The following is a 15,177-nucleotide window of genomic DNA, read 5'->3' on the forward strand; positions in this document are numbered from 1 at the left end:
TTTATAGAAAATCGCCTATTGCGTTCCCCAAGGACAACAAGCGTGCCGGGCCAACGGCGCGTATCAAAACGGGGAAATAAAGGCATGAACTCCACCATTCGGGAATTGCTTTCCAAACACGGCGGCCTGCCGGTATCCGTCGAAACCCTTGCCGACGATGCCGATCTCTACGAGGCAGGCCTGTCGTCCTTCGCCTCGGTCCAGCTGATGCTGGCGCTCGAGGACGAGTTCGATGTCGAATTCCCCGAGAACCTCCTGAACCGGAAATCGTTCCAGTCGATCGCGGCCATCACCGCCGCCATCTCGTCGATCGCCCCCGACAGCCAGGTGGCGTGATGAACAAGATCTCCGAAATCAAGGCCATGAGCCTTGTCGAGCGCGCGCGCCGCGTGGCGGCCGTCGCCTCGAAACATGCCGATGACGTCGACGCCAAGGGGAGATTCCCCCAAGAATCCATCGACGCGATGAAGGCGGAACGCCTGCTCGGCATCCAGATCCCGGCCGCTTTCGGCGGCGAGAGCGCCTCGACCGCGGAGATCGCCGAAATCTGCTCGATCCTCGGCCAGGCCTGCGCGGCCGCGGCGATGACGTTCTCGATGCACCAGATCAAGGCGTCGAGCGTCGTGTCGCACGGCGTCGACGCATCCTGGCACCAGGACTTCATGAAGCGGATCGCCGCGGAACAGCTTCTGCTCGGCTCGGCGACCACGGAAGGCGGCATCGGCGGCAATCTGCGCAACTCGATCTGCGCGATCGAGGTCGACGGCGACACCTGCCGGCTGGAGAAGGACGCCACCGTCATCTCCTACGGCGAGCAGGCCGACGCCATCCTGGTAACCTCGCGCGCCCATGCGGACGCTGCGGGGTCCGACCAGGTGATGACCGTGTTCCTGAAGGGCCAGTACACGCTGGAAAAGACCCATGTCTGGGACACGCTCGGCATGCGCGGCACCTGCTCCGACGGCTTCCTGTTCAAGGCGGAAGCGCCGGCCGAACAGATCCTGCCGAAACCGTTCGCCGAAATCGCGGCCCAGTCGATGCTTGCCAATTCGCATATCCTGTGGAGCGCCGTCTGGTACGGCATCGCCGCCGACGCGGTGAACCGCGCCCAGGCCTTCGTGCGCGGCGCCGCCCGCAAGCAGCCGGGCACGGTTCCGCCGGGCGCGCTGCGCCTCGCCGAAGTGTCGAGCCTGCTGCAGCTCGTCAAATCGAACGTCCAGGCCGCGCTCGAAAAGTTCGAGGCGGCCCAGGCTGACGAGGAAAAGCTGTCGTCGATGGCCTTCGCGGTCGCGATGAACAACGTCAAGATCGCCTCCTCGCAGACGATCCTCACGATCATCAACCACTGCATGCTGATCTGCGGCATCCTCGGCTACAAGAACGGCACGCCCTTCAGCCTCGGCCGGCATCTGCGCGATGCCCATTCGGCGCAATTGATGATCTCGAACGACCGCATCCTCGGCAACACGTCGAATATGCTGCTCGTGCATAAACAAGACACCAGCCTTTTGGGGTGATCCGATGGACATGCAGACTTCCCTTCTCGACCGGCTCTTCGACGCCGGCCTGCTGATCGAAACCGGCGTCGACGGCCTCTATGGCCGGTCGGGCGTCTTCGAGGACGTGATTTCCCGTTTCGAGGGGCTGATCAGCGCCTATGGCGGCGCGGAAGGCGCGGAAATGATCCGCTTTCCGCCCGGCATGAACCGCGCCCATTTCGAGACAAGCGGCTACATGAAGAGCTTCCCGCAGCTCGCCGGCACGGTGCACTCGTTCTGCGGCTGCGAACTCGACCACATGAACCTGCTCAAATGCATCGACGAGGGCGGCGACTGGACCAAAACCCAGGAAGCGACCGACATCGCGCTGACGCCGGCGGCCTGCTACCCGCTCTATCCGACCATCGCCAAACGCGGACCGCTGCCGCCGGAAGGCGGGCTCTACGACCTGCAGTCCTACTGCTTCCGCCACGAGCCCTCGACCGATCCGGACCGCCAGCAGATGTTCCGCATGCGTGAATATGTCCGCATCGGCACGCAGGAGGCCGTCACCGAGTTCCGCCAAACCTGGATGGACCGGGGCGTGAAGATGATGGAGTCGGTCGGCCTCGACGTCGAGATCGATGTCGCCAACGATCCGTTCTTCGGCCGCGCCGGCAAGATGCTCGCCAACAACCAGCGCGACCAGAACCTGAAATTCGAATTGCTGATTCCGGTCAACTCGGCGGCCAAGCCGACGGCCTGCATGAGCTTCAACTACCATCAGGACGCGTTCGGCGCGAAATGGGGCCTTGCTTTCGCCGGCGGCGAAACCTGCCACACCGCCTGCGTCGGCTGGGGGCTCGAGCGCATCGCGCTGGCGCTGTTCGTGCGCCACGGCCTCGACCCGAAGGCCTGGCCGGCGAACGTCCGCAAGACGCTGTGGGGCTGAGCATGGCAGAACGCGCCGACATTCCGGCCGTCTTTCCGGGACTCGATCCCGAAAATTACGCGCGCCATCCGCTGCATGCGATGACGCGCGACTGGCCGGAGACCAACTGTTATCTCGACATCTGGATCGAGGTGCTGGCAAGCCTCGGCCTGCCGCCGGAAGCCTGCCTCGCCTATGCTGTGACGCAGGATTTCGAGGGCGACCAGTTCACCTTCTTCAAGGTGCCGCTGGAGGATCTGGAAAGCCTGTACGGCATCCGGGTCACGGAACTGGCGATCTACGACCGCGTCGAGAATCACGTTCGCGAGCAGATCCGGCGCGGCCGGCTGACGCTGGTCGAGATGGACTCGTTCTACCTGCCGGACACGCAGGGCACGGCCTACCGCAAGGAACACGGCAAGACGACGGTGGCCATCAACCGGCTCGACGTCGAGAACCGGGTGATGGACTATTTCCACAATCTCGGCCTGCACAGGCTGGAGGGCGAGGATTTCGACGGCATCTTCCACATGAAAGCGGCCGAAGGCGCGCTGCCGTTCCTGCCCTATACCGAGTTCGTGAAGTTCCCCGAAAAACTGCCGTCGGCGAAGCAACTGGCGACGGGCGCGGAGGAATTGCTGCGCCATCACCTCGCGCGTCGGCCGGTGAAAAATCCGGTGCGCGCCTTCGCCGAGGTGTTTCCGCGACAGGTCGAGGCGATCGCCGAACGCCCCTTCGGGTTCTTCCATCTCTACGCGTTCAACACGCTGCGCCAGCTCGGAGCGAATTTCGAACTGTTTTCCAGCCATCTGGAATGGATGGCCGGAAACGGTTTTTCCGATCTCGCCGCGCGAGTCCAGGACGCGAAGACGATCTCGGAGACCTGCAAGGTCGTGCAGTTCCAGCTGGCGCGCGCCGTCATGCGCAAGAAATTCGACAAGCTGGGGCCCGCGCTGGAACCCGCCGTCGATGCGTGGGACACGCTGGTGACCGGGCTGGACAAGAGTTTCGGCAAGGCCGCATCGAAGGCGGCCTGACCGCGCGAATTTCCGGACAGGACGGGCCATGACACGTCGAATAACGCCATCCGACGCGACCGTCTTGCGGCTCGACACCGGCTGGCGAATGGCGCTGGGCGATCCCGGCGCCGTCGCCGTCCCAGCCGATCTCGCGTCCCTTTCCGACTGGATAGCCGCGCCCGTTCCGGGCACGGCGGCCGGCGCGCTCGCCGACGCTGGCCGGTTCAGCGCCGAAGCGCCCGCGCCGCTGCACGACCGGGACGTCTGGTACGTCGCGGATATCCGCGTCGACGAGCCCGGCGATTATCTGCTCGTCCTGGAGGGACTCGCGACGATCGCCGAGGTGTTCTGGGGCGGCGAAAAGGTCCTCGACAGCGACAGCATGTTTCTGCGCCACGAAGTGGCGGTGAAGGCCGGGACCGGCAACACACTCGCGATCTGCTTCCGCGCGCTCGCGCCGCATCTGGAAAAGAAGGGTCCGCGCGCCCGCTGGCGGCCGCAACTGGCGGTGTCGCAAGGGCTCCGGCTGGTGCGCACGACGCTGCTCGGCCACATGCCGGGCTGGTGTCCGGAGGTTCACGCGGTCGGCCCGTGGCGGCCGGTCTCGCTGGTGAAGCAGGATGCATTCGGGCTTGCCGTCGAGACGATGGCGGCGGCGCTCGATACGAATGGTAATGGCATTCTTACGGTTACGTTTTCGGTGACGGGAACGGCCGGAGTTCCCGTGCTGCATTGCGCCGGCGAAACGGCGAAGGCGACCGGGCAGGAAGACGGCACCTGGACGGCGGAATTGCGCATTCCCGGCGTCGCGCCGTGGTGGCCGCACACGCATGGCGAACCGGTGCTGTACGACGTCCGTCTCGACATCGGCGGAAAGCGTTTCGATCTCGGAAAGACGGGGTTCCGCCGTATCGAGATCGACCGGAGCGCGGACGGCAAGGGCTTCGGGCTGAAGGTCAACGGCACCGAGGTGTTCTGCCGCGGCGCGGTCTGGACGAACGCGGATATCGTCCGGCTGCCCGGCGACAAAGAGAGCTACCGGCCATGGCTTGAGCTCGCCGCCGAAGCCGGCATGAACATGCTGCGCGTCGCCGGCATCACGGTCTATGAAAGCCCGGCCTTCTTCGAACTGTGCGACGAGTTCGGTGTGATGGTCTGGCAGGACTTCCAGTTCGCCAATTACGACTATCCGGTCGCCGACGAGGCCTTCGCCGCCTCGGTGCGCGAAGAGGCAAGACAATTCCTCGAAGGCAGCGCGGCCAGCCCGTCGCTCGCCGTTCTGTGCGGCGGCAGCGAGATCTACCAGCAGGGCGCGATGCTCGGCCTGCCGGAAGACCGCTGGAAAGGGCCGCTGACGGAAGACATCCTGCCGGAGATCTGCGCGGCGCTGCGCCCGGATGTTCCCTATGTCGCCAATTCGCCCTGCGACGGCGCGCAGCCGTTCTCGCCGAACGAGGGCATCGCGCATTATTACGGCGTCGGCGCCTATCGCCGCCCGCTGGAGGATGCGCGCCGCGCCCATGTGCGTTTCGCCGGCGAATGCCTCGCGTTTTCCAACGTGCCGCAGCAGCGCACGCTCGACGCGCATCTGCCGGTGATGCCCGTCCACGATCCGCGCTGGAAGGACAGGGTTCCAAGAGACAGGGGCGTCGGCTGGGATTTCGAGGATGTGCGCGACCATTATTTCAAGCTGCTGCACGATGTCGACCCGATCGACATGCGCTACGGCGACCCGGCGCGTTATCTCGACCTGTCGCGCGCCGTATCCGGGGAGGTGATGGAGGCGACCTATGCCGAATGGCGCCGCGCCGCCTCGCCCTGCAAGGGCGCGCTGGTCTTCACTTTTCAGGACCTGCTGCCCGGAGCCGGCTGGGGCGTGATCGACTCGACCGGCGAACCGAAACCGGCCTGGTACGGGCTGAAACGCGCCTTCCGGCCGCTGCAGGTGATGCTCACCGACGAGGGCAACAACGGGCTTTCGGTCCACGTGATCAACGAGACCGAAGCGCAAAGGGACGTCGTGGCGACGCTTTCCTGCCTGCGCGACGGCGCGACGCCGGTCGTCTCCGGGCGCCGGGAGCTTTCGTTGGCGCCGCGGGCAAATGAAGAGATCGCCGCGACAGATCTTTTCGGTGCGTTTTTCGATACGACTTATGCCTACCGGTTCGGCCCGCCCGCCCACGACGTCACGGTGGCGCGGTTGCTCGACGCGGAAACGGGCGCCGTTCTGGCGGACGCCTATCACTTCCCGCTCGGTTATCCGAAGGGACGCGCGCCGCTGGCGCTCGAAGTGGAGATCGGGCAGGACAGCGAAGGCGACTGGCGGCTGAAACTGACCGCAGACCGCTTTGCCCAGTCGATCCATATCGAAGACGACAATTTCCGCGCCGGGGACGACTGGTTCCATCTGGCGCCGGGCGCGGAGAAGATCGTGCGGATGATCCGGCGGGATGGCGCAGATCAACAGGTCGCGCCGAACGGCACGGTCATGGCGCTTAATGCAACGGGCCGGATCGCGTACAAGAATGACTGACAGCGAAACACGGGAACACATGATGACGGCTCGTTCGGGCAAGGTGCAGCATCCGGTCACGATGCAGATCAATACCTATCCGCTCGACCTGCCGCACCTGCCGCACAGCCTCGCGCACCAGATGCGCACATTCGGCGGCCAGGTGGACCGGACGATCGTCACCGTCGACGTGCGCGCGCCGCAATCGGGACGCTACAAGGGCGATACGAAGGGCGACCGGTATGCCGAGAGCCTGAAAAAGGTCCGCCAGCTCTATCGCGAATTCGAGGCCAAATACGACAATCTGTCGTTCGAGGAAGTCGATTACGGCGCGGACGCCAAGTCGGCGGTATCCCGATACTTTTTCGGTCGCGATTCCATTCCCGACAAGGCCTGGGACGGCGGCCCGTTCTATTGCTATTTCCAGGGCCTGAAATCCGCCGGCGACGGCTATGTCCTGCACATGGACGCCGACATGCTCTATGGCGGGCAGAGCCAGACATGGATCGCGGAAGGGATCGACCTGCTGCAGCGCCGCGAAGACCTGCTGTTCGTCAGCCCGCTCGCCGGGCCGCCACATCCCGACGGGCTGAAAGGCGCGCATGTGAACGCGTCGCACGCCTTCAGAGCGGAGACGATCGGCGATCGCCCGGCCTACCGGTTCAGGACGGTGAGCACGCGGATTTTCCTGATGGACATGGCGCGGTTCAAGGCCAGGATCGGCTCCCTCCCCCTCGACCCGCCGGCTTTCAGCCAGCGGCTGCGCGGCTTCCTGCTCGGCAATCCGATCGAGGCGCTGAGCGCGGAATGGGTGCTCAGCAATGCACTGGAGGCCAACGGACTGGGGAACATGCATTTCCGGGGGTCGGGCGCCGGCATGTATTCGCTGCATCCGCCGCTCCATTTCCCGGCGTTCCACGACGCGCTGCCGGACATCATCGCCCGGATCGAGCGCGACGACATTCCGGACGAGCAACGCGGCGACTACGACATCAACAATTCGATGTTCGACCTGTCGTCCGCCCGGCAGCAGCATGTCTGGCACCGGCGCGCGCGGCGGCGACTGAAGGACGCCGTGGCCTACTGGACGGGCCGCGTCCACGCCTGAGGCGATTACGGGTTCTTTTTCCTGCGGCCGATGATCGCCCAGGTCGTGAACACGATGGCGATCTGCAGCCCCATCCGCGAGGCGACGGCGCCTTCGAGCCCGCCATAGACGCAACCGGCCCAGACCACGCCGACAATCGCGAAGTTGGACAGGAAAATCAGCACAACGCGGGTTCCCTGCATGCCGATCGAACGCATGATGTCGGCGCCGATGCCGGCAGCACCGAGCAGCAGCGGGTAGATCGCGAGCATCCGGATCAGTCCGACGGATTCTTGGTACTCGCTGCCGATCAGCAGCGGCACGTAGCCGGCGACGAAAAAGACGAAAACGCCGACGAGAACACCGATGCCGAGGATGAACGGCATGACGCGGATACCGAAGGCGATGCCGTGTTCGGCGCCCTTGTCGGCGTGGCGAAAGTAACGGGTGTAGGTCGCGTAGAGCACCGCCCTGACCGGGGCCGTGGCGGCGTCGATGATGCGAAAGGCGGCGGTATAAAGACCGGCATGCTCGGCGCCAAGCGCCTGTACGATCACCGGCTTGTCCATGTCGCGCAAGCCGGAAACCGACGCGAATTCGAGGCTGAAGAGAAGGCCCAGCTTGAAGTCGAAGCCGGTGAAGACGAATTTGGGCCGTCCGAAATCCCTGAGCACCATGGTCATGGTAACGAGTGCCGCGAACGCGCTGGCGGTCAGATACGCCATGGCCCACATGTCTATAGTGACGATGTCGAACGACAGGAACAGCGCCAATATCGCCACCAGTCGCAGGATCAGGCTGCCATTGTCGATCAGGAACTGCTTCCCCGCCCGGTCGTGCGCCATGTAGGACGCCGAGCCCAGGAAGGTGATCTTGCGAAAAGCGCATTCGGCGACGATCAGGGCCAGGATGCCCCACGCGCTGAGATTCGTCGTTTCGAGAAAATACAGGACGAAGAACGCGAAGGCGATCGCCGGAAGCAGCGTGGCGCCGATGAGCACCAGCGCCCGGCCGAAATATTCGGCGAACTGGTCGCGGTTGACCGCCACGCGCTGGATGAGCAGGTGATCGCTGCCCCAGCCGACGAACACGCTGACCATGAGCGCGACGGCGGAAACGCTTGCGAAAATGCCGTAGCCGCCCGGGCCGAGCGCGCGGCTGATCAGCGCGAAGAAGCCGAACTGGGTGAAAATCTGCAGCGAGAAATTCATCCCGTAATAGATGGTATTGCGCACCAGCGGCGAGCGGTGGAGGCGTTTCGCGTTGCCTGCGAGATCCGCAAGAACGGTGCCGCGCTTCCCCTCGTCGTTGCCCATTTGCCGTACCGCGTCTTGCGGGCATCGCCGGTCCGCCGGAATGCGGAGAAAGCCAGCCCGATTGAGAGAGTGTCCATCCGGGCCGCATCGGCGTTGACGAACGCAATCGATACGGCCAGCCCGCGGCCATCATTAGGGAGCAGCGGTTAATATTCCGAATCCGCCGTATTCGCGCTTGCGGCTAACCCGCTGTTGATTTTCCCGTGCCATGATCGCCGCAACTTTTTCTCGGAATAGGCGGACCATGCTGGCCCGGACCCTCGTTCTCACCTTCCACGGCATCGGCGACCCGATCGTGCCGCTCGCGCCCGGGGAAGGCCGCTATTTCATCACGGCGGAGACCTGGCGGCGGACGATTGGCGCGCTTGCCGGCCTCGAAGCCGCGCACAATGTGCGCATCCGCGTCACCTTCGACGACGGCAACCTGTCCGATTACGCCGCCGGCCTGCCGGCGCTGGCCGAAGCCGGGCGCGACGCGAGTTTCTTCGTGCTTGCCGGCCGGATCGGCAAAAAGGGCTATCTCTCCGGGGAACAGATCCGCGCCATGATCGCCGCCGGCATGCGTATCGGAAGCCATGGCTGGGACCATGTCGACTGGCGCAAGCTGGATGAAGCCGGGCGAAAGCGCGAACTGCATGACGCGCGTCGGCGGATCGAGGACGAGGCGGGCGTGCCGGTCACCGAAGCGGCGATCCCTTTCGGGGCCTTCGACAAGGACGTTCTGCGCCACCTGAAGGAGGCCGGTTACAGCCGCGTCTACACCAGCACCATGGGCATGTCCTATGACAGCGCCTGGTTTTGTCCGCGCTGGTCAGTCACCGAAAGCTTCGATCCCGACCGCGATATCGCGCCGCGATTGGGTTTGCGGCAGATCCTGCGCGGCACCGCCTATGCGCCCTTGCGGCGTCTGCGCTACCGGATCTAGTCAGCCCGCCGGTAGAGTTCCGCCAGCGGCAGGCCGAAGACGGCGCGCAGCTTGCCGTAGTTCAGCGCGAGCTTGTGCCGCATGCGGAAATGGGCGGCGCGGTCAAACGGCATGAAGACCAGCGCCAGAAAGGCCGCGGCCGCGCATTTCGCCGCGGCGTCGAGCGCGAACAGACCCCGCCAGGCGAAGCCCGGATTGTCGGCCCTGCGCGCGATCGCATAGGACTGCCCCGACCTGACCGCCCGGCGAAGTATGTAGGACGGTTTCAGGCGCTCGGGCGGAACATGTTCATGCGCCATCGCGTCGTCGCAGACGACGATGACCGCGCCGTTGGAGGCCGCTTGCGCGAAGAAGGCAGTGTCCTCGCCGCCCGTGACGCCGAGTGCGGGATCGAAGCGCAGACCGAGTCCGCGGATCAGATCCATCCTAGCCAGCGTGTTGCCCCCGCGTCCCGTCATGAGGCGTTTTCCGCGATGACCCCAATCGTGGTGCAGCAAATTGGCCCTGACGAGCCATTCCGGCGCATCGTCCGGATAGGCGGGATGAACCGGCCCGATCACGACATCGGCGGCATATTCGCGCTGGCAGACGAACAGACGCTCGAGCCAGTCCGGCTCGACCCATTCGTCGTCATCCACGAAGACGATCCAGTCGCCCGCCACCGCGTCGAGAAGCGCGTTGCGCGCGGTGGAGATATTGCCCGACGCGACGGCCAGGCAGGTGACCGGCAAGCCGTCGAGGTCGAGGCTTTCGACGAGCCTCGTCGCGGCGCCGTCGGGAGAATCGTCGGCGACCACGACCGAAACGGCGGCCGCTTGCGACGTCGTCACTTTCGCAAGCGAGCGCAGCGTGTCGGCGAGCGACGGGCGGCCGATGCTGGCGATCGCAATCGAAACGGCATCCATCTTCGCCAGCTTCTCCATGCAGTTTCTCTCCGGGTTCCGGGGCGGTCGAACCGGGCCGCACTATGCCCGAACGATCTTTGAAGCATCGTTAAAGGACGGCTAGGAAGTTTGTGTTGAGATGGTCCCTTGCACGGGCGCCCGCGTGGCCGTGCCTATCGCGCTGCCTTGAGAGATCACCGCCGAACAGATGGAACTTTCCCACGCCTCCTTTTCGAACGCGCAAGCTTCGCCGGACGCCGTTGCCGTACAGCCCGCCGCGCCGGTAACCTTCGAGGGGCTGGCCGGCTATTTCCATGCCGCGGCGGGAAAGACGGCCGTGCTGTTGCTGAGCCCGTGGGGCTACGAGGAACTCTGCTCGCGCAAGACCTTCCGCATCCTGGGCGAGACCCTCGCCGCGGCCGGCTTTCCGTGCCTGCGGTTCGATTATCCGGGGACCGGGCATTCGTTTGGCGACAGCGCCGCTATTGACGATGACCATGCGTGGCGGAACGGCATTCGCCGCGCACTGGCCGAACTCCGCGCCCTTTGCAATCCGGCCCGCATCGTCGTCATGGGCCAGGGGATCGGCGGCGCGTTTGCCGGCGACCTCGCGCGGGACAACGAAATCGACGGCCTCGTCCTTCTGGCGCCCGTCGCCCAGGGCCGCGCCTATCTGCGCGAACTGGCCGCATGGACGGCGATGACGAAGCCGACCTTTCTCGTCGATGCGTCGGACGGCCCGGAAGGCGGCCTGATGGCCGGGGGCTTCGTCCTCTCGGCGGCGACCGCGAACGAATTCCGGGCATTGAACCTGGTGAAGGACTGGAAGCCCCGCACGGACAAGATCCTGCTGGTCGAGCGCCCCGATCACCCGAGCGACGCCAAACTGGCGGACGGGCTATCCGCAAACGGTCTCACGCCGGACCGGATCCCGTTTGCGGGCTATCTCGATTACATTTCCGATCCGACGCTTTCGATCGTTCCGGCCGGGACGGTCGACAGGATCGTGTCGTGGACCGCCGCCAATTTCGGGCCGCCGCAAGGCGCCAGACCGGCTGCCGCCGTCTCCGATCTGCCGTCCGCGCTGAAAGGCGAAAACTACGAACAGACCCTGTTGCGGTTCGGGCCGGAGCGGATGTTTTTCGGCGCACTAACGACCCCGGCAGGCAAGCGGGAAAAGACCGCTGTGCTGTTCGTGAATTCGGGCCAGGATCATTCGGCCGGCTGGGGCCGGATGACCGTGGACTTCGCGCGCGCGCTTGCCGGCGACGGCTTCGCTTCGCTGCGCATGGACATGGCCGGCATCGGCGAAAGCCTCCATTGGCCGGGCCAGACCGGCCAGGTTCTGTATTCGGACCGGCAACTGGAAGATGTCAAAGCCGCCATCGACTGGCTGGCCGGAGAAGGCGGCGCGCAAAAGATCATGCTGTTCGGGCGATGCAGCGGCGCCTATCTCGCATTCGTGGCCGCCGTCGCCGATCCGCGGATCGCCGGAGCGTTCATCCTCAATCCGCGCCGGCTGGTCTGGGATCCGGACGAGGACGTCGACAAGGCAATCCGGGAACCGATCCAGACGCTGGACACCTATCGCCGGAAAATGGTCGACCGGAAGCAGTTTGCGCGCGTCCTGTCCGGCGAACTGTCACCCGCCGTCGCGGCGTCGAAGGTTCTCCGGGCGGCAACACGCGTGGCGGACAGGAAGCTGGCGCCGGTGCTGCGCGGGTTCTCGAAACACCACCGGCTCGCCAGCGTGGTGCATCAGCGCTTGCGGACCCTGCGGGATCGCGGCGTGCCGCTGACGATGGTCTTCAGCGAAGGCGATCGCGGCGTACTGGAACTCAAGACCTGGTTCGGTGACGATTTCGGCGGGCTTTCACCGTATCGAAATACGGAGCTCTTCTTCATCGCGGACGCCGATCACAATCTGACACCTCCGGCCGCGCGGGCGGAACTGCTCGGCCGTCTGCGCACCTTCGCGGCACGCTTGGCATAGCCCGATCGGAAAAAGGGATTATTCCGCGGCCGGCGGGACGTTGAGCAGCGAATAGCCACCGGCGCGATGGGGGCGAAAGGGTTTGCGCGGCGCCTGGTCGAGGTCGACGGTGTTGTCAAACACGTCCGGTTCTCCGACCGCCACGACCGGCTCCATTTCGGTTTCCCTGACCGGACCGGGCACGTCTTCGTCCGCGAACGTGTCGGCTTCACCAGCCGCCTGCCGGAATTGCGCGGAGAGCTGCCGTATCGCCTCGCCGCCAATGGCGATGGCGGTTCCCAGCAACAGTCCGAGAAAACCGGCGAGCGCCACCAGCAGCTTCTTCTTAGGCCAGACCGCGCTGTCCCAGGCAAGGCCGGGCGCGATGATGCGGGCGCCGGGAACCACGACCTGGTCAAGCTCCGAGATTTCCTTGGTGCGGGCCAGCGCGTTCTCGTAGAGGGCGCGCGTCGTCTCGGCTTCCGTTTCCAGTTCGCGCAGCCGGATCGACGCGGTATTGCCGACATTGGTCTGCGAGCGGGACGTGTCGACGGCGCGCTCGAGATTGGCCACGCGCTCCCGGGCAACGCCGAGCTCGACCTTTGCGGCGCTTGCCGCATCCTGCGCCTCTGCCCGCAGCAGGCCTTCGAGCCGCCTGACCTCGGACTTGGCCCGGATCAGCCGCGGGTGCTGCGGCAACAGTTCGGCCTCCAGATTGGCGACGGCCCGGGAAGCGAGCGTGAACTGATCGCGCAGATTGGAGACATTCGGCAATACGGAAATCTCGTTGATCGAGTTCGGGCTGATCCCTTTCTTGAGAAAGGCGGTGATCTCGTCGTAGCGCGCCTGCTTCTCGGCCAGCGCGGCTCGCGCCTCGGTCAGCTGCGTGTTGAGGCCACCGAGTTCCTGGTTCGACAGCAGGCCGGCGTCGCCGGTGCTCTGCAGGCGGTTCTCCGCCTTGAAGCGCTCCACCGCCGATTCCGCGTCACGCAGCCGCGTGCGCAGCCCGACGAGACGCTGCTCGATCTGCTTGTTGACGTCCATGGACGAGGTGGCCTGATGGCGCTTGCGGTCGGCGAGGTAGCTATCGGCGACGGCCTGGGCAAGTTTCGCCGCCTTGTCCGGGTTCACCGAATCCACGGTGACGCTGACGACGTAGGTCAGGCCTTCGCGCTTCGCCGCAACGGCCTTGCCGAAGGCCCTGACCGCCTCGTTCTCGCGCCGCGCCTCGCCCGCCGGCGTGCCCGCGTCTCCCGGCCCGCGCAACAGCGCCAGAACCGACGAGAGCAGGCCCGGTTCGGCATCGGCGCCGAATTCGGCATCGTTCTTGAGATCGAATTGACGCGCCACCGGCCGCAACACGGTATCCGAGGCGATTACCGCCACCTGGCTGTCAACGAAGAGGCTGTCGTCGCCACCGCGCGTCGGCACATTCGGGTTATCGAAAGGCTGGCGGACGGACGGCTCGATCAGCAGGCGCGCGCTTGCGCGGTAGACGGGCTGCACGCTCAGCGTATACGCCGCCGTCGCGCCGGCCAGCACGAACGCCGTCAGCGCCACGACCCACAGCCGCCGGCGCAAAATTCTCACAATCGCCCAGATATCGAACTGAACCGGGCCGGGAGATGTTTGGTGACGAGCGTGCAAGGCCGCGTCCTTAATGACTACGAAACATTCCTAACGATCGGTAGATGGTTTTGGTTAGGACTTCGCTAACGCGATTGTTTCGCCAGGGCGGGAATCAGCGGCGCGGGGCAGCAAGACGGCGAACAGGAACACCATCCAGATCAGTGAATAACCGCGGAACCAGCTGCTCTCCAGCATGTTGTGGCTGACGGCGGTCAGGACCACCGTCATCGACAGCCAGCACAGGGCCGGCTGCCTGACGGCGGCGCGCGCGGCCGAAAACAGCGCGGCGGCGACCAGCGCCAGCAGGATCGAAAGGCCGATGGCACCGGTCTCCACCAGGGTATCGAGATAACCGTTATGCGCCTGCAGAAGCCCGACGACAAAGCCGGGCGCCTCGCGCTCGACGATCGATCCGGCGCCGATGCCCCAGAACGATGCGTAACCCTGGCCAAAAACCGGATTGCGGGAGATCACGTCGGTGACGAAGGCCCAGATCGTGGTACGCCCGGTGAAGGTCTCGTCGTTGAACAGCAGCATGGACAGGTCCGCGAAATCGAAACCGGTCAACGCCGAAAAATAGAACCAGCCGACCAGCCCCGTCGCGACGGCGAACAGAACGAACAGGGCGGCATTCATGCGCAATGGCCGGGTGATCACGATCGTCAGAAAGACGAGTACCGGCAGCAGGACGGCGAGGCCGAGCGAGGTCTTGGACTTGCTCATCACCAGGGCGTAGAAGGCGGCGAGCATCAACGCGATGAAGAACAGGCGAAGCCGGCCGCGTTTGATAGCCGCGCCATAGATGCAGAACAGCACGCTGAACGCCATGGCGGCGCCGAGGCCGTTCTTCTGCGAATAGATGCCCTCGTGCCCGATCGGACCGGGCGGCGTCAGAAGGACGGACAGCAAGTTCACGACGACGGTCACGGCGAATATCGCCAGCACGCGATCGAGCATGGCGTCGCGGTCATCGGCGAGCGCGGTGGATATGCCGAGAGCCAGAACGACGACGCCTTGCAAGGCGAGGCGCCGGAAGGCGATTGCCGGCACCGGCGACCAGAGCACGCTGAGCGCCGCGAAGCCGAGATAGCAAAACACCAGCAGGATAACCGGTTCGGACAGAAGCCGGCCGATCTCGCGAAAATTGCGCCAGGCCGACAGCACCGCGGCGGCGAGCATACCGATCCAGAACAGCTGATTGAGCGGATTGGATTGCGCGGCGGCGACGTTGATGTCGGTGACCGCGCCGGAGGATCGCCATTGCATCAGGACCGGCGAAATCATCAGCGCATAGGCGATGATAATCGCCGGTATCCAGCGCAGCACGAAACGGGCAAGCGCGTGTTCGCCTTCGCCCGTCGCGAGACCCGCTTGCTGGTATGGTTCGTCCGTCATGAGCGCTGCCTGAATATCCCGCCTGTGCC

General features: G+C 65.1%; 12 protein-coding genes. 8 read left to right on the forward strand and 4 right to left on the reverse strand.

Going from position 1 to position 15,177, the window contains the following annotated elements:
* The first annotated feature begins 84 nt into the window (after window positions 1–84).
* The 6 genes from IG169_RS15790 to IG169_RS15815 are packed head-to-tail and all read left to right on the forward strand — an operon-like array spanning window position 85 to window position 7,048.
* Window positions 85–336 (forward strand): acyl carrier protein, encoded by a 252-nt coding sequence (locus IG169_RS15790; protein WP_193177181.1) that lies wholly within the window; start codon window positions 85–87, stop codon window positions 334–336.
* Window positions 336–1,517: an acyl-CoA dehydrogenase family protein gene (locus IG169_RS15795; protein ID WP_193177182.1), complete on the forward strand. Its 1,182-nt coding sequence runs from the start codon at window positions 336–338 to the stop codon at window positions 1,515–1,517. Before IG169_RS15790 ends, IG169_RS15795 begins: the two co-directional genes overlap by 1 nt.
* Window positions 1,518–1,521: 4 nt before the next feature.
* Complete coding sequence (locus tag IG169_RS15800) at window positions 1,522–2,430, forward strand: amino acid--[acyl-carrier-protein] ligase (protein ID WP_193177183.1); 909 nt, start codon at window positions 1,522–1,524, stop codon at window positions 2,428–2,430.
* Window positions 2,431–2,432: 2 nt separating this feature from the next.
* Window positions 2,433–3,446 carry a DUF1839 family protein gene (locus IG169_RS15805; RefSeq protein WP_193177184.1) on the forward strand — a complete coding sequence of 338 codons (1,014 nt, stop codon included), beginning with the start codon at window positions 2,433–2,435 and terminating at the stop codon, window positions 3,444–3,446.
* A gap of 28 nt (window positions 3,447–3,474) precedes the next feature.
* On the forward strand, window positions 3,475–5,961 hold the full coding sequence (locus IG169_RS15810) for a glycoside hydrolase family 2 protein (RefSeq protein WP_193177185.1): 2,487 nt from the start codon (window positions 3,475–3,477) through the stop codon (window positions 5,959–5,961).
* Window positions 5,954–7,048, forward strand: coding sequence for a hypothetical protein (locus IG169_RS15815; RefSeq protein ID WP_193177186.1), 1,095 nt, complete (start codon window positions 5,954–5,956; stop codon window positions 7,046–7,048). Before IG169_RS15810 ends, IG169_RS15815 begins: the two co-directional genes overlap by 8 nt.
* Before the next feature lie 5 nt (window positions 7,049–7,053).
* Here IG169_RS15815 and IG169_RS15820 read toward each other — a convergent pair whose 3' ends face one another.
* Window positions 7,054–8,343 (reverse strand): lipopolysaccharide biosynthesis protein, encoded by a 1,290-nt coding sequence (locus IG169_RS15820; RefSeq protein WP_193177187.1) that lies wholly within the window; start codon window positions 8,341–8,343, stop codon window positions 7,054–7,056.
* Between the two features lie 244 nt (window positions 8,344–8,587).
* Here IG169_RS15820 and IG169_RS15825 point away from each other — a divergent pair, with 244 nt between their 5' ends.
* Window positions 8,588–9,268: a polysaccharide deacetylase family protein gene (locus IG169_RS15825; protein WP_193177188.1), complete on the forward strand. Its 681-nt coding sequence runs from the start codon at window positions 8,588–8,590 to the stop codon at window positions 9,266–9,268.
* Here IG169_RS15825 and IG169_RS15830 read toward each other — a convergent pair.
* Complete coding sequence (locus IG169_RS15830) at window positions 9,265–10,191, reverse strand: glycosyltransferase family 2 protein (protein WP_193177189.1); 927 nt, start codon at window positions 10,189–10,191, stop codon at window positions 9,265–9,267. The two genes, IG169_RS15825 and IG169_RS15830, sit on opposite strands and share 4 nt — an antisense overlap.
* A gap of 169 nt (window positions 10,192–10,360) precedes the next feature.
* On the opposite strand from IG169_RS15830, the gene IG169_RS15835 reads away from it, so the two are divergent.
* Entirely contained in the window at window positions 10,361–12,145 is a 1,785-nt protein-coding gene (locus IG169_RS15835) for an alpha/beta fold hydrolase (protein WP_193177190.1), read from the forward strand.
* Window positions 12,146–12,163: 18 nt separating this feature from the next.
* Here the strand turns inward: IG169_RS15835 and IG169_RS15840 are convergent, their stop codons facing one another.
* Together IG169_RS15840 and IG169_RS15845 are read right to left on the reverse strand one after the other, a co-directional pair.
* On the reverse strand, window positions 12,164–13,771 hold the full coding sequence (locus IG169_RS15840) for a GumC family protein (RefSeq protein WP_281435941.1): 1,608 nt from the start codon (window positions 13,769–13,771) through the stop codon (window positions 12,164–12,166).
* A gap of 54 nt (window positions 13,772–13,825) precedes the next feature.
* Window positions 13,826–15,148: an O-antigen ligase family protein gene (locus IG169_RS15845; RefSeq protein ID WP_193177192.1), complete on the reverse strand. Its 1,323-nt coding sequence runs from the start codon at window positions 15,146–15,148 to the stop codon at window positions 13,826–13,828.
* Window positions 15,149–15,177: the final 29 nt, after the last annotated feature.

Source organism: Oricola nitratireducens (assembly GCF_014904745.1).
Classification (GTDB): Bacteria; Pseudomonadota; Alphaproteobacteria; order Rhizobiales; family Rhizobiaceae; genus Oricola; species Oricola nitratireducens.

Coding starts and splice junctions, on each gene's coding strand:
- IG169_RS15820 (WP_193177187.1), bottom strand. CDS start 8,343: ATGGGCAACGACGAGGGGAAGCGCGGCACCGTTCTTGCGGATCTCGCA.
- IG169_RS15790 (WP_193177181.1), top strand. CDS start 85: ATGAACTCCACCATTCGGGAATTGCTTTCCAAACACGGCGGCCTGCCG.
- IG169_RS15800 (WP_193177183.1), top strand. CDS start 1,522: ATGGACATGCAGACTTCCCTTCTCGACCGGCTCTTCGACGCCGGCCTG.
- IG169_RS15805 (WP_193177184.1), top strand. CDS start 2,433: ATGGCAGAACGCGCCGACATTCCGGCCGTCTTTCCGGGACTCGATCCC.
- IG169_RS15810 (WP_193177185.1), top strand. CDS start 3,475: ATGACACGTCGAATAACGCCATCCGACGCGACCGTCTTGCGGCTCGAC.
- IG169_RS15835 (WP_193177190.1), top strand. CDS start 10,361: ATGGAACTTTCCCACGCCTCCTTTTCGAACGCGCAAGCTTCGCCGGAC.
- IG169_RS15845 (WP_193177192.1), bottom strand. CDS start 15,148: ATGACGGACGAACCATACCAGCAAGCGGGTCTCGCGACGGGCGAAGGC.
- IG169_RS15830 (WP_193177189.1), bottom strand. CDS start 10,191: ATGGAGAAGCTGGCGAAGATGGATGCCGTTTCGATTGCGATCGCCAGC.
- IG169_RS15815 (WP_193177186.1), top strand. CDS start 5,954: ATGACTGACAGCGAAACACGGGAACACATGATGACGGCTCGTTCGGGC.
- IG169_RS15825 (WP_193177188.1), top strand. CDS start 8,588: ATGCTGGCCCGGACCCTCGTTCTCACCTTCCACGGCATCGGCGACCCG.
- IG169_RS15795 (WP_193177182.1), top strand. CDS start 336: ATGAACAAGATCTCCGAAATCAAGGCCATGAGCCTTGTCGAGCGCGCG.